Source organism: Paraburkholderia sp. BR10872, from assembly GCF_040965835.1.
GTDB lineage: Bacteria > Pseudomonadota > Gammaproteobacteria > Burkholderiales > Burkholderiaceae > Paraburkholderia > Paraburkholderia nodosa_A.
This window is the reverse complement of record NZ_JBFRCN010000042.1, coordinates 66,049-85,897: the sequence shown is the minus strand read 5'-3', so window position 1 is coordinate 85,897 and position 19,849 is coordinate 66,049. Positions and strand designations below refer to the sequence as shown.

Sequence of the window (19,849 nt, the reverse complement as noted above, 5' to 3'; positions counted from 1 at the left end):
TCAAGCAACTGTTCGGGCTTATCGAAGAACGGTAGCGGTCATACGCCGAATGCTCATTAACGGGCTTTCAGGCCCATGATGGTTATCAGGCTGCATGACCGCCGTCCGTGAGCAGAAAGATACAAGAATGGACAGGCGCGGCGCGCGCAGCAACGGCTGATAGGCCACGCGCGCGATCGCCACGCCGAGCACGCCGGTCGCGAGCATGGCCACCGCGAAGGCCACGAACAGCGCGAGCGCGAGCGGCAGGCGAGCGGCCGCGAGCGCGGCGAGCGCGGTCCAGCCCACGAACGCGCCCACCATGAAGAGATCCCCGTGTGCGAAGTTGATGAGCCGGATAATGCCGTAGACCATCGTGTAGCCGAGGGCGACGAGCGCGTAGAACGAGCCGATCGTCAGCCCCTCGATGACGAACTGGAAGAAGGTGCTCATGAGCGGCCCGGTACGCTTACTTCATAGCCACCCACTTGCCGCTGGCATCCTGGCGTTGGTAAGGCTCGAACTGATCGTTATGCACGACGACCGTGATGTACACGGCACGGCTGCGGTCGCCCTTCGGATTGAAGCCGATCGTTCCCGTGGCGCCCTGGTAGTCCGTGATCTTGTGCAGCGCGGCGCTGATGTCTGCGGGCTTTGCCGACTTGCCGTCGGCGATGGCCTTGGCGGTCACGCCCACGGCGTCGTACTCGTACACCGAGTACGGCCCCGGCCCCTGACCATAGCTCTTGTTGTACTGATCGAGGTAGTCGTGCGCACCAGGAAGGAACTGTGCGAGCGGCGCAGTCGTGATGATCATGCCGTCGGCGGCTGGCCCTGCCGTCTTCATGAGCGTGGGGTCATTGGTGCCGTCGCCGCCCATGAAGGTCATCTTCAGGCCCACCTGGCGCGCTTCCTTCACGAGCAGACCCGCTTCGGAGAAATAGCCCGTGTAATAGATCACGTCCGGCTTGAGCGAGGAAACCTTGGTGAGCGTCGGCGAATAATCCATCTGGCCCGGCGTGATCGAGTCGGCATAGACCACGTCCACGCCCATCTTCTTGAGCGATTCCACGGTGTTCTGCGCGAGACCCTTGGCGTAGGTCGTGTTGTCGTCGATCACTGCCGCGCGCTTCGCGTGCAGCGAATTCTTGATGAAGCTGGCCGCGAAAGGCCCTTGCTCGTCGTCACGGCCAATCGTGCGGAACACATTGTCGTAGCCCATTTCCGTGAGCTTCGGATTGGTCGAGGCATCGAGCACGTAGGGAATGCCGGCGCGGTGGAATGCGGTCAATTCGGGCAGTGCCGCGCTCGAGCAGTAGCCGCCCGCCACGGCAACCACGCCCGCGTCCACGAGCTTCTGCGCGGCCTGTACCGCCGTTTGTGCGTCGCATGCGTCGTCTTCGGGCACGAGTTCGATCTGCTTGCCGAGCACGCCACCCGCCGCGTTGATCTTCGCGGCCGCGAGCTTCGCGCCGTTCAGGATATCCGTGCCCGCTGCGGCGCTGCTGCCCGAAAGCGGCACCGGCACGCCGATCTTGATGGTCTGCGCCTGGGCGAGTCCAGGCGCCAGCGCGGCGAGCGAAAAGAGCGTGAGCGCGAGGGTTGTGTGCAGCGCGCCATTGTTCTGAGGATTCATGTGAGCGGCTCCTGAGCGTGGACCCGACCGGGCGATGCCGCAACGCAGGCGAGCCCGCGCGGTCAGTTAGCGAAACGAAATAATTCGTCCAGTGCGATGCCCTGCAGGTCTCGCGCGCTCATGGCGCGCGGCTTGCATGGGACCGGCGCATAACGACTTATCCATGATAGATGCACGTCACCGTTTAACTGCCTAGGGTATGCGCGTATACAAATTACGTGCGCTCGCGGCAGCGTGAAGGTAATTTGTATACACGCATGGAGGGGTGCGAATGAAGACCATCGTACTGGGCGGCGGCATCGCGGGCGTCACGAGCGCGTATTACCTTGCGCGCGACGGCCGCGACGTTACCGTTATCGAGCGACGCTCAGGCGTTGCGCTCGAAACCAGTTTCGCCAACGCGGGGCTCGTCGCGCCGGGGCACTCGTACACGTGGGCCTCGCCGCGTGCGCCGAAAATCCTGCTCAAATCGCTGTTCGTCGAAGGCCAGGCGCTGCGCCTGCGCCTGAAGGCCGATCCGCATATGTGGGCCTGGTGCGCGCAATTCCTGCTCAACTGCACCGAGGCGCGCTCGCGCGAGAACACCTCGCGCAAGGTCAAGTTGTGCCGCTATTCGCAGCATCAACTGCAGGAGGTGACGGCGCGCGAGCAGCTCGAATACGACCTCATCAGCCGCGGCCTGCTCTATCTCTATCGCGACGCCGCCTCGTTCGAGCGCGGCCGCGCCCACATGTCGATCCTCGTGGAAAACGGACTGCCGCTCGAAACGCTCGACGCCGCCGCCGTTGCAGCACGCGAACCGGCGCTCGCCCACGCGCGCGAGCGCATCGCGGGCGCGATCTACTGCCCCAGCGACGCAAGCGGCGACGCCCACCGCTTCACGCGCGGGCTCAAGGAAGTTTGCGAACGTATGGGTGTGCGCTTCGTGTTCGATGCCCCGATCGAGGCCATCGAAGCCACCGGCGACCGCATTGCCGGCGTGCGCACGAGCGCGGGCATGATTCAGGGCGACGACTACGTGCTCGCGCTCGGCTCCTGGTCGCCGATCCTCGCGCGGCCACTCGGCTATCGCATCGCGGTCTATCCGGTGAAGGGCTATTCGGCCACGTTCCCCTGCGGGCCCGGGCACCGGCCGCCCGACATGGGTGGCGTCGACGAGAATCACCTCGTGGCATGGGCGCGTTTTGGCGCGCGCCTGCGCTTCACGGCCACTGCGGATTTCGCGGGCTACGACACGCGCCACACGCCCGCCGATTTCACTTCCATGATGCAGGCGGCGCGCGAACTCTTTCCCCAGGGCGCCGACTACACGCAGCCGGCGTACTGGGCCGGGCTGCGGCCGATGACGCCCGAAGGCACGCCGCTGATCGGCCGCACGCGCCATCGCAACTTCTTTCTGAACACGGGTCACGGACACATGGGCTGGACCATGTCGTGCGGCACCGCAAAACTGCTCGCCGACATCATGGCCGGGCGCGAGCCCGAACTCGACATGACGGGATTGATGCTGAGATGACCATTACCGCACCGCCGCAAGATCACGAGGATGCCTACACGAAGCTCGGCTTCGCGCTCGACGGCGGCATTGCCCGCCGCGCCGCGATCGGCCTCGTCGTGCTGGCCACCGATCATACGATCGAATACGAATGGCGCGATCTGTTGCGCCAGCCGGGCGTGGCGTTCTACGAGAGCCGGCTCGAGAATTCGCCGGACATCACGCCGCCTCGCCTCGCGGAAATCGAGGCGCGCATCGCCCCCGCCGTGAGCCTCATGCTGCCCGGCGAGCGCCTCGACGTGGTGGCGTTCGGCTGCACGTCGGCTTCGATGGTGATAGGCGAAGACAAGGTTGCGGCACGCATCCGCGAGGCGCGGCCCGATATTGCCTGCACCACGCCGATCACGGCCGCGCTCGCCGCGCTAAAGGCGCTCAAGGTGCGCCGCGTGGCGCTTCTTACACCCTACGTGCGTACCATCAACGACTTCATGCGCGATTACATCGAGGCGCGCGGCGTGGCCGTCACACGCATGGCTTCGTTCGAGCACGCGGACGACAACGAGGTGGCGCGCATCGATGCGGGTTCGATTCGCAGTGCGATAGAAACGCTGGCGCGCCACGACGATGCCGATGCGGTGTTCGTGTCGTGCACCAGCCTGCGCGTGGCCGCGCTCGTGCCTCAGATCGAGGCGCAGACCGGCAAGCCCGTGCTGTCGAGCAACTACGCGATGGCGTGGCACGCGCTGCGGCTCGCGGGGGTGCAGGATAGCGAGCCGCAGCTGGGGCGCCTGTTCGCGCGTTGATGCGCTAATGCACGACTGAGCAACGCGACGATCGATCGACTCCTTCACGACACGCGGGTCGGCCAGCGTTGAAACGTCACCGAGATTGCCGTAATCGCCATCGGCGATCTTGCGCAGACATTGCGCACCGGCGCGAACATCCGCTGATGAAATCAGGCGTAAATGGGCTTGCCGGCGAGCGCGCTGCGAATCGCCCCCGCGAGGTCGCCGGCGGCGAATTTCGCCACGTAGCCGCTCGCGCCTGCATTCTTCACGTGCGCCTCATTCGCCGTGCCCGTGAGCGACGAATGAATCACCACCGGAATATCCACGGTGCGCGGGTCCGCCTTGATCTTGCGCGTCAACGTGAAGCCGTCCATCTCCGGCATTTCGAGGTCGGTCAGCACGAGCGCAATGCGATCCTTCGCGCGCACGCCGTCGCGCTCCGCGTTCCTGGCAATCTCGTCGAGCTGCTTCCACGCTTCGAGTCCCGTCTTCGCCATCGTGTATTCGACGCCGAGCGCCTTGAGGCTCTGGCCGATCAGCTCGCGCGCGAAGCCCGAGTCGTCGGCGGCCAGCACCTTCGCACCCGGCGGAATCATCGCGGGCTCGCCCACCTCCTCCGGCACGACCGCGCCGTGCTGCGCCGGGAAGACGTCGCGCAGCACCTGCTCCACGTCCACCACCTGCACGAGTTTCTTGCTCTCGGGGTCGTTCTCGAGCCGCGCGATGCTCGTCACGCGGTTGCCCATCGTGACGTCGGCGGTCAGCACCTGGCTCCATTCGAGCCGCACGATCTCGTCCACGCTTTCGAGCGCGAAGCCCTGGGTGGAACGCGCGAATTCGGTCACGAGCAGGATGTTCAGGCCCGTGACCGGCTCGCAGCCCATGAGCCGCGGCAGGTCGATCACGGGCATCACCTGGCCGCGGATGTTCGCCGCGCCCAGCACGTAGGGGGACGACGCCGCGATCGGCGTGATCGCCGGCATGCTCAGAATTTCCCGTACCTTGAAAACGTTGATGCCGAAGACTTCGCCAACGTCGCTGCCCGGCGCCGCGCCGAGACGGAAAAGCAGCAGCTCGAACTGGTTCGTGCTCGTCAGGCGGGTTCGTTCGTCGATTGCGAAGCCGCTATCCATGATTCTCTGGTGTCCTTTACGTGTGGCGCGATGCGTCCGGCATCCGCTCTCTGCCAACGTCTACGGCCTGGCGCGGGAAATCTTGAGCCTGCCGCTCCCGCACGAGCGTGCCGGATCAGGACACGCTCACACGCCCTCGCGCACGCGGCCAGCAGCATGCTCGCGCAGGAGCGCCGCGCAGCCCTGGGCGCTCACCGGCCTGCCGAACAGGTAGCCCTGCTGCCGCTCGCAGCGCAGCGAGCGCAGAAACGACGCCTGCTCGGGCGTTTCCACGCCTTCGGCGGTCACGCGCATGCCGAGCGAATGCGCCATCGCCACGACGGCCGAGGTGATCGCCACGGAGTCGCGGTTGTCGGGCAGACCCGCCACGAACGTGCGATCGACCTTCAGATGGTGCAGCGGAAAGCGCTTCAGATACGAAAGCGACGAGTAGCCGGTGCCGAAGTCGTCCACTGAAATGCGCACGCCAATGGCGTTCAGCGCGTGCAGGAGAGGCAGCACACTCTGGCTGTCGCTCATCAGAATGCCTTCGGTGATCTCCACTTCGAGCGCGTCGGGCGCGAGGCCCGTGCGCGCGAGGCACCCCTCCACCTGTTCGACCAGCCCGTCCGCGATCTGGCGCGGCGAGAAGTTGACCGCCATGACGAAGTCGGGCGCGAAGAGGCGCCGCCACTGCGCGGCCTGGCGGCACGCGTGCTCGAGCACCCATTGGCCGATCGGGATGATCATGCCGGTGTCCTCGGCCACGGGGATGAACTCCACCGGCGAGACCTGGCCGAGCTCCTCGCTCTCCCAGCGCAGCAGCGCCTCGGCGCCGATCATGCGGCCGCTTTCGCCATCCACGATCGGCTGATAGACGAGGCGCAGTTCGCCCGAAGCGAGCGCGCGGCGCAGCCCCCGCTCGATCTGGAAACGGCGTGCAGGTGCTGGCGCAGCTCGTTCGTGAAGAACTGGAACTGGTTGGTGCCGCGCTGCTTGGCCGCGTACATGGCCGAGTCGGCGTTGCGCATGAGTGCGGCGGCGCTGCGGCCATCGTCGGGATACAGGCTGATGCCGATCGAGGCGCCCAGGTAGTACTCGTTGCCCGCGACCGCGAACGGCGCGGCAAGCGCGCCGAGCACGCGCTGCGCAAGCGCGACAAGGTCGTCCACGCCCTTGTAGCAGCACACCGCGATCACGAATTCGTCGCCACCCACGCGTGCGAGCGTGTCCCCCTCGCTCACGCAGCCGGTGAGGCGCCGCCCCACGTCGCGCAGCAGCGAGTCGCCGGCTTCGTGGCCGCCCGTGTCGTTGACCTTCTTGAACCCGTCGAGATCGACGAAGAGGAGCGCCGGCTTCGCCGAACACGTGGCGCGCTCCAGCATCGCGTGCATGCGATCGGCGAGGAAGGTGCGGTTGTACAGGCCTGTGAGCGCGTCGCGCGTGGCGAGGTAGCGCAATTGCTGCTGCGCCTCGCGCACCGGCCCGATATCCGTGAACGAGACCACCACGGAAATCGGCTCGCTTTCGCCGGGCCGGAAGATCGGCAGCACGTTCTCGCTCACCCAGACGATCTCGCCGTCCGCGAGTTCGAGGCCGACGGTCTCGCCGAGCACCGGCTTGCCCGTCTCGAGCGCCTTCATGCTCGGGCGCTTCGAGGTGGGCAGGGGCTTGCCGCTTTCGTCGAGCACGCGCGGAATCACCTGCATGATGCTCATGCCGACAGCGTGCTCGGGCAGGCGCAGGAGGCGCCGCGCGCTGCGATTGCAGGCGAGCACGGTGTCGTCGCGGGCCTGCATCACGATGCCTTCGTTGAGGTGGTCCACCACGAGGCGATGGTGCTCCTCGCTGAGCGCGAGACGCTCGGCCATGGTCTGCTGGTTGAGCATGGCCGCGACGCTGTGAGCGATGTCGCACAGCAGCGCCTCCTCGGCCGCGCTGGGCCGCCAGGGCCGGCTCTGGTACACGGCGAGCGCGCCCAGCACGCCGCCGTTGTCGTCGTCGAGCGGCGTCGTCCAGACCGCGCGCAGGCCGCTGTCGAGCGCGATGCGGCGGTACTCGCCCCACTCGTGCGCGAGTTCGTAGTCCTCCACGCATATCGTGCGCCGCTCGGCGATCGCCGTGCCGGACGGGCTCGTGCCGGAACCGACCGGCGTGCCGTCGAACGCGGCGTGATACTGCGCCGGCAAGTTCGGCGCACTGCCGATGCGCAGGCGCTGGCCGTCGGCATCGAGTTGCAGGACCGCACAGTTTGCGCCCGCGCCCAGCAGCCGCCCGGCGCGACAGCAGACTTCCGCCAGCAGTTCCGGCAGCGGCATGCTGCGCGACACCAGCCGCAATACGCTGCGCTCCTGTGCGAGCGCCGCATCGGTTCCGTTCGCGGCCCCGCTGGTTGCCCCGTCCGGTTCTTTCGACACCTCCGACTGACCGCCCCGTGATCCCGCTGCGCCGAACGCTCCCGCCGCTTGGGAATAGACCATACCTTCTTCCCCTCTTGTTGCCGCGGTGCCTGTGGTGCAGGTAGCGCCCGCGGCCGGCTCGATCTCTAATGTGGTGCGCGGCAAACCGCTCGCCGTCAGGCGAGCGATTGCGCCGCCCCTGCGTTAACGGCAAGGGCGGCGCGATTCTTGAAGCGTTGGGGCGAAAGGTACGGGCCGACGGCGAGCCGGATAACAGGGCGCGGACGGGAAGGCGCGCCGGGTGGAGGGGTATGGGCGGCGCGTAGGGGTTCGCGAGGGTAAACGCCTACGCGCGCCGGTACATCGCAAAAAACGCCTTACGCCTGACTCTTCTCGCTGCTTTCGCCGCTGCCGTCCTTGTGGAACACGCGCTTGGTCGCGCGCTTGGTGGCCTCGTAACCTTCGCGCGACGCATGCGCGATGCCGTGGCCCACCGTCTTCGCCGCGTGCGCGGTGGCGTGGCCGAAGTCGCGTGCGGCGTGGCCGGTTTTCGTGGCCGCTTCCTTCGAGTCGTGCTTGATGTTCTCCTTCACTTCGTGAAGGTCGGCGTGCGCCATCGTGCTGGCCATGCCCAGCACGAGCGCGGCAAGTATGAACCGTTTGGATTTCATCATCGGGCTCCCTTTTGTATTGTCATCGAATGACTCCGGACGCGTCGAGCATGACTGCCGCGCGTCCCGTAAGCAGCACGCGGCCCTCGCCGCGCACCGTAAAACCATAGAGTACCGTGTTGCCGCTGCCGCTCACGCGTTCGGCTTCGATCGCGAGCGGCGCGGCGAGCGTGTCGAGGCGCTCGATATGCGCCACTACCGTGCGCACGCTCGCAAGAAAACCCACGCGCGGACGCTCGGCCTCTGCGCCGTCCAGTGCGCCGAGCAACGCGCCATGCACCGCCATGGCCTGCGCCGCGTACTCCACGCCGCACACCGCCGCAAGGCGGCCGCGCGAGCGCAGCGGATTGTGCGGATCACGATGGCTGGTCGCGATGCAGCGGATACGCGTCTCATCCCATGACTGTACCGCGTCGAGCAGGCACATCGCGCCGCTATGCGGTATGCGCGCCGCGATCCATGCGCGGTCGAGCGGCGCGCCCGGCGCGGCGTTCGCGATCACGTCCGCGAGCGTAGCGGGCAGAGTGGCTTGCGTCGTCATGCCCCCTCTCCAGACGCGTCCACGGGCTCGACGTCGATTTGCACACGCAGCTCGGGCATGTAGTCGATGACCACGCTCGCACGTTGGCCGGATGCATCGATGCGCGCGAGCGCTTCGAGCAGCGGCAGCACACGCGCGGCGGGATTGTTCGTGCGCAGCGCTTCGAGTTCAGGCGAGGCGAGCGGCGTCGCGAGCGCTTCGGTGAGCGTCACGTCGAGGCGCGCGAGCGTCGTCGCGCTCGCCTGCGGCGCGAGCACGAGCGCGACGCCGAATGCATCGGCCACGGGACGCAACGCGTGCAGCGGCTCGGGATAGTCGGCGTCGTAGGCGATCAGCAAGGTGGGCACGCCATCCACGGCCACCTGACACGCGCTTTCGAGCAGCCCCGCTGCGAAGCTGCCGTCGTGCGCGCACAGCACGTTCGATGCGGCCCGGTCGCGCGTCGCGATGCTCCAGTAGCCCGCGGGCGCGTTATGCACCGAGTTGTGAAAACGCGTGGGCGAAAGCAGGCGGTCGTCGCTTGCCAGCGCGTCGCAAATTATGTGGCAGTTCTGACCATCTCCACCCGAGGCCGCGAACACGGCGGCAAGCGTCGTCGCGTCGCGACCGCTCGCCGCGACGGCTTCGTGGCCCACGGCGAGCGCGGTCTTGACGACGGCCCCGGTGCGGCGGCGCTCTGCCGCCGGCAACCCCTCCGGCGGCGGCAGCACCGTGCGTGCGCTCGCGTAGGGCGCGCGCGCGGCGAGCACGTCGGCCGTCTGCGGCCAGTTGGCGAGACCCGGGCCGATCACGCCGACGCTTTCGATGAATACGGAAAGTTTCATGGCGGTCATCCGTGATGTGCGCGGTCCGCGCGCCCGAACAGGAGGCTGCAGTTCGTGCCGCCAAAACCGAATGAATTGCTGAGTGCGGCGCCGACTTGCGCTTCGCGGCTTTCCAGCACGTAGTCGAGGCCGAGCGCGGCGTCCGGCTGCGTGGTGTTGACGCCGGCGGGCACGAAACGATGGCGCAGCGCGAGCGCCGCGATCACGGCTTCGAGCGCACCCGCCGCGCCGAGCGTATGCCCCGTCGCGCCCTTGGTCGAGCTGCATGGCGTGCGCTCGAACAGTGCGTTGATCGCGCGGCTTTCAGCGACGTCGTTGCTCGGCGTGGCCGTGCCATGCAGATTGATGTAGCCGATTTCTCCTGGGGCCACGCCCGCGGTGAAAAGCGCCTGCGCCATCGCGGCGCGCGCGCCGAGCCCTTCGGGATGCGGCGACGACATGTGATGCGCGTCGCTCGATTCGCCCACGCCGAGCAGCAGGATGGCGTCGTCGTCCAGCGTGTCGGGCGTGCGCTCGAGGAAGGCGAACGCCGCGGCCTCGCCAATCGAAATGCCGTTGCGGTTCACGTCGAACGGGCGGCACGGATCGCGCGAAAGCAGTTCGAGCGAGTTGAAACCGTACAGCGTCGTCAGGCAGAGCGAATCGACGCCGCCCACCACGGCCGCATCGATCAGCCCCGCCTCGATCATACGGCGGGCGGAGCCAAACACCTTCGCGCCCGAGGAACAGGCGGAAGAAATCGACGTGGCCGGGCCGCGCAGGCCAAAATAGGCGCGCACGAACGAGGCCAGCGCGAACGGGTTGTGCGTCTGCGCGTAATGAAAGCCCGGCTTGAGCGCGCCGCTTTCCAGGTCCCGCTGCCGGTAGGCGTTTTCGGTTTCGAGAATGCCCGAGGTGCTGGTGCCGACGAACACGCCCACCCGCTCGGCGCCATAGCGCGCGACGGCGGCCCGAACGTGTTCGGCGAAACCGTCCTGCGTGAAGCCGATCTGCGCGAGACGGTGGTTGCGGCACGCATAGTCCGCGAGGTCGGCGCGTAGCGTCTCGCTCTCGAGGCCCGCCACTTCGCCAATCCACGTATCGAGGTCCGCGCGCGCGAAGTCGCAGCGCGCGAGGCCCCCGCGCTTGCCGCGCAGCGCGTCGAGCGTCGCGTCGAGCCCGCGCCCGAGGCAGCTGGTAGCGGTGAAATGCGAAAGGATCAGTGGTTTCACGTCAGTCGTTCCGTTTGCGCAGCGGTGGAATCAGGGTTGACCGGCTTCGCCGTCGAGGCACGCGCGCAGTGTGGTCCACTGCAGCTGGCGTTCGGCGGCGGCGCGCAGGAGCGGCGGCAGCACGTCGAGCACGAGCGGCTTGCCGCTTGCGTCGCGCGCCGCGTGGCCGTCATGCACGAGCAGGATGTCGCGCGCAGCCAGGCCGTCGAGCAGGCGGTGCGTGACCGTCCCGGCCTCTTTCGCGCGGGTGTCGAAGCCGCGCCGCGTCCAGCTCGCGAGGTGCAGGCCGAGGCCGCACAGCACCGGCTCGAGGAACGGATTGCGCAGGCCCGCCGGTGCGCGGAAAAAGCGCGGCGGCGTCCCCGCGATTTCGGTAAGCGTGCGCTGCGCCGCCTCGATCTCGCGCTTCATCACGATGGGCCCCGAGACTGAAAACGTATGCCGATGGCGCTGGCTATGGTTCTCGACGGCATGGCCGCGCGCCACGATCGCTTCGACCAGATGCGGGTGGCGTCGCGCGAGATCGCCGATGCAGAAGAAGGTTGCGCGAACATCGAAGTGGTCGAGCAGGTCGAGCACGCGCGGTGTCACTTCGGGGTCCGGACCATCGTCGATGGTGAGCGCGATGCGCTGCCCCGCGTGCTCGGGCAGGCGCGTCCAGTTCGGGCCGAGCAACGCGCTGCGCGGCCACAGGCCCGCGGCGATCAGCGCGAGATGCGACGCGACCACGCTGCCCGCGGCCCACGGCCACGCGTGCGGCTGCGCGACCACGGCGGCGGCCGCTCCCGCGTGCAGCGCCACCGCGCCGCTTATGAACGGCGACGGCCTCCAGCGGCGCGCCGTGGCGGACGCGGGCGTCACATGCGTAGCGCGCAACGAAGCCGAATTCATGCGCGGCCTCCGTGCGGGTGGGTCATCTGCGCGGGTTCGGTACGCGGGCGAGCGTGCCGCCGCTCGTCGCGCGTATCGGCGCTCAGGTGCGCCTCGTCGCTGCTGTGCACGAGCGGCGGCGCGAGAATCGCCGCGAACACGAGCGCGAGCATCGCGCCCGGCCCCACCGTCAGCCCGAACGTTTCGAGCAGTGGCACATGAGACAGCGAGAGCAGGCCGAAGCCCGCCACGGTCGCGAGATTGGCGACGAGGAGCGAGACGAGCGTGCGCGGCGTGATGCCCGCTTCGTCGTCGCGCTTGCAGAAGAACAGCGCATAGTTCGAGCCCACGGCGACGATGAGCAGCATGCCGACCAGGTGGAGGATGGTGAGCGACACGCCTGCCAGCGCGAATCCCGCGGCCACGACCAGCACCGCCGCGACGAGCGGCGCGAGCGCCCTCGCCGCACGCGAGAACGAGCGCAGCGCGAACACCAGCAGCACGACGATGACGGCGAAACCCGCGAGCGAGAGGCGAATGTCTTCGTGCACGTAGTCCACGTACATGCGGTCGGCTTCGGCCTTCATGTCGACGAAGAGCGCGCCCGGCACGTTCGCACGGGCGACGGCGCCGCTCACGGAGCTGGCGTCGAGGCTCGGCGTATTCACGGCCTGCGCGCCCTGTGAATGGCGCGGCGCGCGCAAGGCGAGCATGGCGCTCCACTGGCCGTCGCGCTGGGTCAGGAGCGCATCGACGGCGAGCGCCATCGACGTGCCCTTGAGGTCCGCACGCGTGACGAGCGGCGCGTTGCGCGCCGCCTCGACGTCGGCGAGGAACGGCGCGAAGGCGTCGGGCCTCACATCCACCGGCTGGTTCCTGAGCGCCTCCTGCAGGCGCGCCGTGAGCACGTCCTTGCCGGGCAGGCTCGCGAGGCGTGCACGCTGGGTGGCGTCGCTCGGCAGGTAGCGCGCGGGGCTCTCGAAGCCGCCCAGCACGCCACGCTCGACGAGCGGCTGCAACTGCGCGCCGACCTTCTCCGCGCCTTGGAGCGCGGCCTGCTCGCTCGCGGCCGGAATCACCACGAGATAGCGCACGTCGGGCGCGCCCACGTCCGCGCGCAGGCGCGTGTCGAGCGCCTGGCTCGCGGCGGGCACCGGGCTCAAGGCGGCAAGCTCGTGGCTCCAGAGGTCGTCGCGATGCAGCCAGAGCGACGCGAGCGCGGCGAGCACGAGCGCCGCGAGCGGCCAGCGCAGGCGCGGTGCGGCGTGCGCCAGGCGCGCGAGCGCCGCGCCGATACGCGACACATCGCGGATCGCCACTGCGCCGCCCGACAGCTGCGGCAGCACGAAACGCGTGACGAGCGCGGCGCTCACGAGGCCCGCAATCGAATAGAGCCCGAGTTGCACGAGGCCGGGGAAGCCCGAGAACAGCATCGTCGCGAAGCCGCACACCGACGTCAGCACGCCAAGGCGGATGGTCGGCCAGTAAGCGGCGAGCCATGCGCGCATCGACTCGCGGCCCTGAGGGGCGCCGCGGGGGCCACCCTGCGACGACTGCACGAACAGATAGATCGAGTAGTCCACCGCCTCGCCCATCAGTGTCGTGCCGAAGCCGAGCGTCAAGCCATGCACCGTGCCGAACACGAGCGAAACCGTCGCAATGCCCGCCGCCACACCCGAGAACACCGGCAGGAGCCCGAGCCCCAGCGTGCGCGGCGAACGGTACAGCGTGAGCAGCAGCGCGACGATCAGCACGAGGCTCAGGGTGGAGAGGCGTTCCACGTCGTGGCGAATCGCGTCGCGCGTGGCGACCCCGAACACGCCCGGCCCCGTCAGCGATACCTGGTAGGCCGAAGCATTGGGCAAGGTGCGCGTGGCGGCGGCAAAGGCGGCGCGCACGGCGTCGATGGCGCGGGACTGGGCGTCCGTGTCGGAGCCGGCGGCCGCCGTTTGCGCCACCAGCACGGCGCGCCGGCCGTCGCGCGAGGCCCAAACGCCGCCGCGGCTCGCAGGCTGCGCCGCGCTATCGAGCTGGCCGACCATCGCCGCCACTTCGCCCGTCGGGTCGCGCGGCAGCAGGTCCTTGGCAACCAGCCCCGCCGACGAAGTCAGCAGATCGAGGCTCTCGCCCAGCGCTTCGTGCAGCCCTTGTTCCGTGAAGTGTTGCGGCGTGACCGCGGGGCTCAGCACATAGCGGTGGGCGAACATGAACTGCTCGTCGCGCGCGTCGTTCTGGCCCGAGCCGTTGTGGATCGCCACGAATTGCGGGTCGGCGCGCAGGCTCGCCGCCACGCGGCGCGAAAGCTCCGCGCGCGTGCTCTCGTAGCCGCCGTCGATGCCGATCAAAATGAGCCGGGACGCCAGCCCGTCGCGCAGTTGATCGACGAGCACTTGCTGCGTGGGGCTCGGCGAGCGCGGCAGAAACGCCGAGAGATCGGCGGTGAAGTTCGCGCGGCCGATCGCCACCGCGCACGCGACGAGGCACAGCAGCCACACCGCAACGGCGCGGCGCTGCACGAGCGCGACGCCGCGCGCAAGGACCGGATGGGCGCGCGGGTCCATCAGTTCGCGTCCGCGGAAAGGGCATGCAGGCGCATCACCGAATGATCGCCGTCTGCCTGCTGGATCGCGACCCTGCGCATCGCGTCGCGCGTGCCGTCGATCGTGATGGTGCTCACTACCTTGCGCATGCGCGAGTCGAGCGGCGTGAGCGTGAGCGTCCAGTCGTCGCCCTCACCCGTGAGCGCGACCTTGTACACCTGCTCCAGCGCGAAGCGGTTGCCTGCGAGCGTCGCACGGATGCTCTCGATGAACGCACCCAGTTCCGGATAGCGCGCGAGCGCCAGCGTGTACTTGTGGTTCTCGCGCTGCACGGTGAGCATGTCGCCGTCCACCACGAGGTGCTCGGGCTTCGGGTTCTGCGTGATCTTTTCCAGATGATCGGGCGCGACGAACACGAGTTCGCCCGACGACTCCACGGGCTGTGTCGCAATCGAGAGGTACTTCGTCTCGGTGAAGCTCGCGCGGCCGGACTTGCGCTGCGCGAGCGTGGACATCAGGCGGTCGAGCGTCCACGCGGGCTGCGCGGTTTCGGCGGCCTGTGCCGGCACGGCGGCCGCGGCCGCCGTCATGACGGAAGCGGCGAGGAAAGCGGCGCTCGCCAGCGCACGCTGGCAGCGCGCGCGCAAGGTTGCGCAACGGCGGTTCGCGCTCATGCGTCGGTCACCTCGTGCACGGGTAGCTCGGCATGGGGGCGCGTCTCGCGGCGGCGCACCGTGGCCGGCGCACGCGCTGCAGTGCTCGCCGCCGCAGTTGCCGATGCCGTTGCGCCAACCATCGCGCCCTGCCTGCCGCCCTGCCAGAAGTCGTAGTAGTTGAACCAGTTGTACGGCGCCAGGCGGCAATAGCGATCGAGCAGGGTCACGTAGCGCACGAGCGCCGCGTCGATGGCGCGCTGGCGCGACTCGCGCGGCACGTCGGTGAAGTCCGCCAGCGTTTCGAAGTGCACGTCGTAGCGATTGCCGCCGCGATACAGGCCCGTCATGAACAGCACCGGGCGCTTGAGCATCGCGGCCATGTAGAGCGGCCCGAGCGGGAACGCCGCCGGTTCGCCGAGAAACGCCATACGGCGCATGGTGGCGGCGTCGTCGGCGAGCAGCGTGCGGTCCGCGAGCATACCCACCATGCAGTTCTGGTCGAGACGCTCGTGCACCTTCAGCATCGAGCCAACCTGGCCGAGCCCGATCACTTCGGGCTTCGCCGCGGGATTCACGGCGGCGAGCGTCGCGTTGATCTTCTGCGCGTTCTCTTCGTACATCGTCACGACCACGCGCAGGTCGGGCCGCGTGCGGCCGAGCGCGCGCACGATCTCGAAGCTGCCGAGATGCGCGCCCATCAGGAACACGCCGCGCCCCTTGGCGAGCGTCTCGTCCACGAGCGTATGGCCGTGCGGGCGGATATCGAACATGTCGAAGCGCGCGTTCGCCAGGTAGATGCGGTCGTGAATCGTCGACGCGAATGTAAACACGTGGCGGTAGATATCGCGCCAGTGCGCCGGGCGGCCCAGCACGCGGCGCAGGTAATCGCGCGAGGCGGCGCACGCGCGCGGCGAAAACAGCACGAAATACAGCGCGATCAAATGCAGCAGCACGCGGCCCGCGCGGCGGCCGAGGCGCAGCGAGAGCCACGTCATGATGCGCAGGAGCAGCGTATTGCTGCGCTCCTGCTGGTTCGCCCAGTCGGTGCGCTTCGTCATGGCTGCGCTCCGGTTTTTTCGTCGCTGATGACGCCGCTCGCGACATCGCGCGCGCCCGCGCGCAGCGTGAAGCGGATCGCGCCGCTCGCCGCCGCGTCCCAGGCGAGGTCGAGCGTTTCGCCAGGCGCGGCCGGGCTCAGGAATTTCGCGGTGCTGAGCTTGAACGTGGTGAACGGACGGTTCAGCGCGTCGCCGATCGCGTCGATGGCGTGATCGAGCAGCACGACGCCGGGCACGATCGGGTGACCCGGGAAGTGGCCCGGCAGCGCGGGATGATCGGCGGGAATCGCGAACGAAAGCGTGGTTGCGGGTTCGGATAGAGCGTCGCCCGCTTCCCGCGTGGCGGGCGCGAGGCCGCCGCGCATCTGCCGCGCGACGAACGCCGCGAGCACATCGTGCGGCAGCTTGCCGGTGTCGTTGCGCGGCAGGGAATCGACGAACAGCAGCGGACGCGGCAGAAACGCGCGATCGATGCGCTCGCGCAGCGCGCGCTGCAGATCGGCAAGCGTGAGCGTGGGCGCGACCACGAGCGCGACGAGGCGCTGCACGATGTCGTGTCCCGTATGCGCATCGTGCTCGAGGTGCGCTGGCATGAAGAACACGCCGTCCACCACGCCAGGAATGGCGTTGAGCTGATGGTTGAGGTAGGCGAGCGAGGTCCGCTTGCCCGCGATGTTGATGAGGTCCGCCTTGCGCCCGTGCAGCAGGAAACGCTGCGCGTCGAGCAGTTCGATCGCGTCGCCCATCGGCACCGGCTCTTCCACGTGGCCGCCCGAGATCCACATCGTGGAGCCTTCGTCGTCCTGGACCGCGCTTGCGCGCGCTTCGAAGCGAACCTGCGGGAACAGCTGCCACGTTGCGCCCTTCGCGGTGCGGCGCGTCGCGATCTGGCCGGTTTCGGTGCTGCCGTAGATTTCGACGAGCGGCGCCTTCAGGCGCGTTTCCGCTTCGAGCGCGAGCTTTTCCGAGAGCGGCGCGGTGGCGGAGAGCACCAGCTCGGCCGGCGGCAGCGCGTGATCGGTGGCGAGCAGCGCGCGCAAATGGATCGGCGAGGTCACGAGCACGCGCGGGTGCGGCACGGCTTCGAGTTCGTCGCGGATATCGACGGGATAGAACGGCAGCCGGTTGCTGAACGCGAAGCCACCGATCAGCGGCAGCAACACGGTCACTTCGAAGCCATACATGTGCTGCGGCGGCACCGTGCCGACGATCGTGCAGTCGCGCGCGGCGAGCAGGCCGTGCCGCTCGGCCGACGCGCGCACGCCCGCCACCAGCACGCCCCACGTCTTGGCATGCGGCACCGGCGCGCCGGTGGACCCCGACGTGAACACGTAGGCCGCGACGCGCGAGGCGTCGATCCGCGGGACGGCGAACGGCGCGTGCCCGTCGGCTTCCTGCCGGGCTTCGGGATACGCGAAACGCGGCAGGTCGATCGCGCAATCGGGTGCGTCGTGCAGGCAGAACGCGTCGGGTGCGAACGAGGCGAGCTGGCGCACCGTCTCCGGCGTCTGCGTCGAGGGCAGCAGGCTGATGCGGCCAGAGACGAGCGCCGCGCACAGGCCCACGGTAAAGCGGTAGCGGTCGCGGCAGACGTTGAATACGTGGCCGCCCGCCGGCAGTGCCGCGGCCACACGCGTGACATCGGCGAGGAACGCGCGCACCGTGACGGGCGCGCCGTCGCGCCAGGCCATGACCTGATCGGGCGACGTATGAAAAACGAGCGGATGAGTCTGCATAACTTCAGTCAATACGGATTCCTGCGTTGTTCCCTGCTTTGATTCAGGCTGGCGAGCGGCGTCCATGATCAGGAATGCTCCGCGTGCGCCTGGGTCGTCTGCCGGTATGCGCGAATCGCGTCGAGCATGCCGGCATTCGCCTCGCCGGGCAGCACGAAACGCCGGCATGCGTGCTCGGCGACGAACATCACCGCCACGAGCGGCAACGCCAGATAGTTGGCGAACGTCGACCACGCGACGATCGGTGCAACCGCGAACATCAGCGTCGAAACGCCGGCAATCGCGACGAAAAAGAGCGCCCATGCGAGCGTGATCTGGCGCGTATAGCGCGCGACGGACGGCGTCAGCGCGCCGCCGTGGATCATCGACGCGAACTGCGTGCAAAGCGGCACGCGCCCCGCCGCGAGCGTGCGCCCGAACAGCAGCGCCATCGCGAGGTTGAAGCTCACATGCTCCAGATACAGTCCCCACTCGAAATGCCAAGCAAGCGGCGTGCGCATGAACCACAGCGTGAGCACCACGAGCGTCCACAGCGGCAGCAGCCACGCCCGGCGCGGCGAACGCGCGGCGGCGGCCAGCGCGATCGCGAGCGGGGGCACGAGCGCCATGGCCAGGCCGAAGCCGTGCGCGACGGGCGTCGCGACCGCGTAGTGCGCGCCGATTTGCCAGGCGGCCACAGCCGCCACTCCAAGCGCCGCGCGCGCCGCCGCAGCCACGGCGCTCATTGCCCGCCTCCGCGCACGCGCGCGCCAGAGGGCCGTGCGCAGGGCGCCGGCGGGCGGTCGGCCCCGGTGCGACCCAGGGCGGTCTGGCTAAGCAAAGAGGGCATCTGGCAAATATCGCAAATGGACTCGTAAGTGAATCGTAGGGTAAGGCAAGCGCCCCGAATCCTCTTAAGAAACGCAAGTATCGGGCCGGTTTCTTGCAAGTATGTTCAGGCACGCACATTTTAAGATTGGCGGGACCCGATCACCTGTCCTGCCGGATGCCGGTTTGTAACTGAATGTTCGGAATCGCGTCAGGCGGGGTTTTTGTCCGATCCAGACAGGCCCGAAGCCGTACAAGCGTCTCGCGCGTTCCGATCCCAAAAAAGCGCGGCGCCTGGCACCGACCCTCTGTAACCCTTTCGGCTGGGAGCACGGTATACGCACCGATACCCTTCACTTAGAATCCTGGTAACTTTTACATCAAACGAACCCTAAAAACGGGTGGCCGGCGCTTTCGGCCCGCACGCCCGGAGAGCCCACGCATGATGAACGCACTGGAACAAGAGCTCGCCACGCAGATCGTGAAAGAGCTGAATCTCGAAGATGTCTCGCTCGACGAAGTGGGCGCCGACACTCCGCTCTACGGCGAAGGCTTCGGGCTCGACTCGATCGACATCCTGGAAATTGCGCTGCTGATCTCGAAGAAGTACGGCTTCGAGCTGCGCTCGGACAATCCGGAAAACGAAAAGATCTTCGCGACGCTCGGCTCGCTGGCCGCCTACGTCGCGGCGCACCGGGTGCGCTGACGTGCGCGGCGCGTAGTGCCATGACTGCCGGCGCAGGCCAGGACCTGGCCAGGATTGAGGGAGGAAAACCCATGCGTGCACTCGTGACAGGCGGCAGCGGCGCACTCGGGCAGGCCATCAGCGTGGCGCTCGCGCAGGCGGGCCACGAGGTCTGGGTGCACGCGAACCGGCGTCTGGCCGAGGCCGAAGCCGTCGCGCAGCGCATCGTCGCGGCGGGCGGCAGCGCGCACGCCATCGCCTTCGACGTGACCGACGCCGACGCGGCCCAAGCCGCGCTCGCGCGGCTCGTGGACGACGCGCCCGTGCAGATCCTGGTGAACAACGCGGGCATTCACGACGACGCGCCCTTGGTGGGCATGCGCCGGGAGCAATGGCGCCGCGTGATCGACGTCTCGCTCAACGGCTTTTTCAACGTGACCCAGCCGCTCCTCATGCCGATGATCCGTACGCGCCACGGGCGCATCGTCAACATCGCCTCGCTCGCGGGCGTGATGGGCAATCGCGGCCAGGCGAACTACGCGGCCGCGAAGGCCGGGCTGATCGGCGCAACGAAATCGCTCTCGCTGGAGCTGGCCTCGCGCGGCATCACGGTGAACGCCGTGGCGCCCGGTATCATCGCTTCGCCCATGGCGGAGCACGCGTTTCCCGCCGAGCGCATCAAGCAGCTCGTGCCCGCGCAGCGCGCCGGCCAGCCCGAGGAAGTCGCGGGCATGGTGGCGTACCTGGTGTCCGACGCGGCCGCCTATGTGACAGGGCAAGTGCTCTCGATCAACGGCGGCCTGGCTTGAACACGCGGCGCGTTTTCCGCTGCTGCATCCTC

General features: G+C 68.3%; 16 protein-coding genes and 2 pseudogenes. 4 read left to right on the top strand and 14 right to left on the bottom strand.

The genetic code is table 11. From position 1 onward, the window contains the following. Window positions 1-18: 18 nt before the first annotated feature. Window positions 19-432, bottom strand: coding sequence for a hypothetical protein (locus AB4Y43_RS28165; RefSeq protein WP_368729287.1), 414 nt, complete (start codon window positions 430-432; stop codon window positions 19-21). Window positions 433-448: 16 nt separating this feature from the next. Beyond that, window positions 449-1,615, bottom strand: coding sequence for a branched-chain amino acid ABC transporter substrate-binding protein (locus AB4Y43_RS28160; RefSeq protein ID WP_368729286.1), 1,167 nt, complete (start codon window positions 1,613-1,615; stop codon window positions 449-451). 271 nt (window positions 1,616-1,886) lie between these two features. Between AB4Y43_RS28160 and AB4Y43_RS28155 the strand changes: the two genes are divergently transcribed. Together AB4Y43_RS28155 and AB4Y43_RS28150 are read left to right on the top strand one after the other, a co-directional pair. After that, window positions 1,887-3,131, top strand: coding sequence for a D-amino acid dehydrogenase (locus AB4Y43_RS28155; protein ID WP_368729285.1), 1,245 nt, complete (start codon window positions 1,887-1,889; stop codon window positions 3,129-3,131). Then, entirely contained in the window at window positions 3,128-3,913 is a 786-nt protein-coding gene (locus AB4Y43_RS28150; protein WP_368729284.1) for an aspartate/glutamate racemase family protein, read from the top strand. The genes AB4Y43_RS28155 and AB4Y43_RS28150 overlap by 4 nt, the downstream gene beginning before the upstream one ends. A gap of 152 nt (window positions 3,914-4,065) precedes the next feature. On the opposite strand, the gene AB4Y43_RS28145 is transcribed toward AB4Y43_RS28150, so the two are convergent. The 12 genes and pseudogenes from AB4Y43_RS28145 to AB4Y43_RS28090 form a co-directional block, all read right to left on the bottom strand. Beyond that, on the bottom strand, window positions 4,066-5,031 hold the full coding sequence (locus AB4Y43_RS28145) for a chemotaxis protein (RefSeq protein ID WP_069265805.1): 966 nt from the start codon (window positions 5,029-5,031) through the stop codon (window positions 4,066-4,068). A gap of 126 nt (window positions 5,032-5,157) precedes the next feature. Further along, a pseudogene (locus AB4Y43_RS28140) lies at window positions 5,158-7,427 on the bottom strand (putative bifunctional diguanylate cyclase/phosphodiesterase). Window positions 7,428-7,786: 359 nt separating this feature from the next. Further along, a complete protein-coding gene (locus AB4Y43_RS28135) occupies window positions 7,787-8,080 on the bottom strand; it encodes a hypothetical protein (RefSeq protein ID WP_028202427.1) in 294 nt (97 codons plus the stop codon). Window positions 8,081-8,102: 22 nt separating this feature from the next. Further along, a complete protein-coding gene (locus AB4Y43_RS28130) occupies window positions 8,103-8,621 on the bottom strand; it encodes a hotdog family protein (RefSeq protein ID WP_342949051.1) in 519 nt (172 codons plus the stop codon). Further along, window positions 8,618-9,445: a beta-ketoacyl synthase chain length factor gene (locus AB4Y43_RS28125; RefSeq protein ID WP_342949052.1), complete on the bottom strand. Its 828-nt coding sequence runs from the start codon at window positions 9,443-9,445 to the stop codon at window positions 8,618-8,620. The genes AB4Y43_RS28130 and AB4Y43_RS28125 overlap by 4 nt, the downstream gene beginning before the upstream one ends. A gap of 5 nt (window positions 9,446-9,450) precedes the next feature. Further along, window positions 9,451-10,656: a beta-ketoacyl-[acyl-carrier-protein] synthase family protein gene (locus AB4Y43_RS28120; protein WP_368729283.1), complete on the bottom strand. Its 1,206-nt coding sequence runs from the start codon at window positions 10,654-10,656 to the stop codon at window positions 9,451-9,453. Window positions 10,657-10,686: 30 nt separating this feature from the next. Next, a complete protein-coding gene (locus tag AB4Y43_RS28115; protein ID WP_368729282.1) occupies window positions 10,687-11,547 on the bottom strand; it encodes a polysaccharide deacetylase family protein in 861 nt (286 codons plus the stop codon). Then, window positions 11,544-14,087, bottom strand: coding sequence for an MMPL family transporter (locus AB4Y43_RS28110; RefSeq protein WP_368729281.1), 2,544 nt, complete (start codon window positions 14,085-14,087; stop codon window positions 11,544-11,546). Before AB4Y43_RS28110 ends, AB4Y43_RS28115 begins: the two co-directional genes overlap by 4 nt. After that, window positions 14,087-14,656: an outer membrane lipoprotein carrier protein LolA gene (locus AB4Y43_RS28105; protein WP_368729290.1), complete on the bottom strand. Its 570-nt coding sequence runs from the start codon at window positions 14,654-14,656 to the stop codon at window positions 14,087-14,089. Before AB4Y43_RS28105 ends, AB4Y43_RS28110 begins: the two co-directional genes overlap by 1 nt. A 218-nt stretch (window positions 14,657-14,874) precedes the next feature. Next, window positions 14,875-15,780: pseudogene (locus AB4Y43_RS28100) on the bottom strand (acyl-CoA synthetase); the annotation flags it as partial. Continuing rightward, window positions 15,777-17,516: an AMP-binding protein gene (locus AB4Y43_RS28095; protein WP_368729289.1), complete on the bottom strand. Its 1,740-nt coding sequence runs from the start codon at window positions 17,514-17,516 to the stop codon at window positions 15,777-15,779. The pseudogene AB4Y43_RS28100 and the gene AB4Y43_RS28095, both read right to left, overlap by 4 nt. A gap of 68 nt (window positions 17,517-17,584) precedes the next feature. Continuing rightward, window positions 17,585-18,241 (bottom strand): hypothetical protein, encoded by a 657-nt coding sequence (locus tag AB4Y43_RS28090; protein WP_368729280.1) that lies wholly within the window; start codon window positions 18,239-18,241, stop codon window positions 17,585-17,587. 527 nt (window positions 18,242-18,768) lie between these two features. Here AB4Y43_RS28090 and AB4Y43_RS28085 point away from each other — a divergent pair. Together AB4Y43_RS28085 and fabG are read left to right on the top strand one after the other, a co-directional pair. Then, entirely contained in the window at window positions 18,769-19,029 is a 261-nt protein-coding gene (locus AB4Y43_RS28085; protein ID WP_069265977.1) for a phosphopantetheine-binding protein, read from the top strand. Window positions 19,030-19,100: 71 nt separating this feature from the next. Further along, window positions 19,101-19,817: a 3-oxoacyl-ACP reductase FabG gene (fabG, locus tag AB4Y43_RS28080; protein ID WP_069265799.1), complete on the top strand. Its 717-nt coding sequence runs from the start codon at window positions 19,101-19,103 to the stop codon at window positions 19,815-19,817. The last annotated feature ends 32 nt before the right edge of the window (window positions 19,818-19,849 follow it).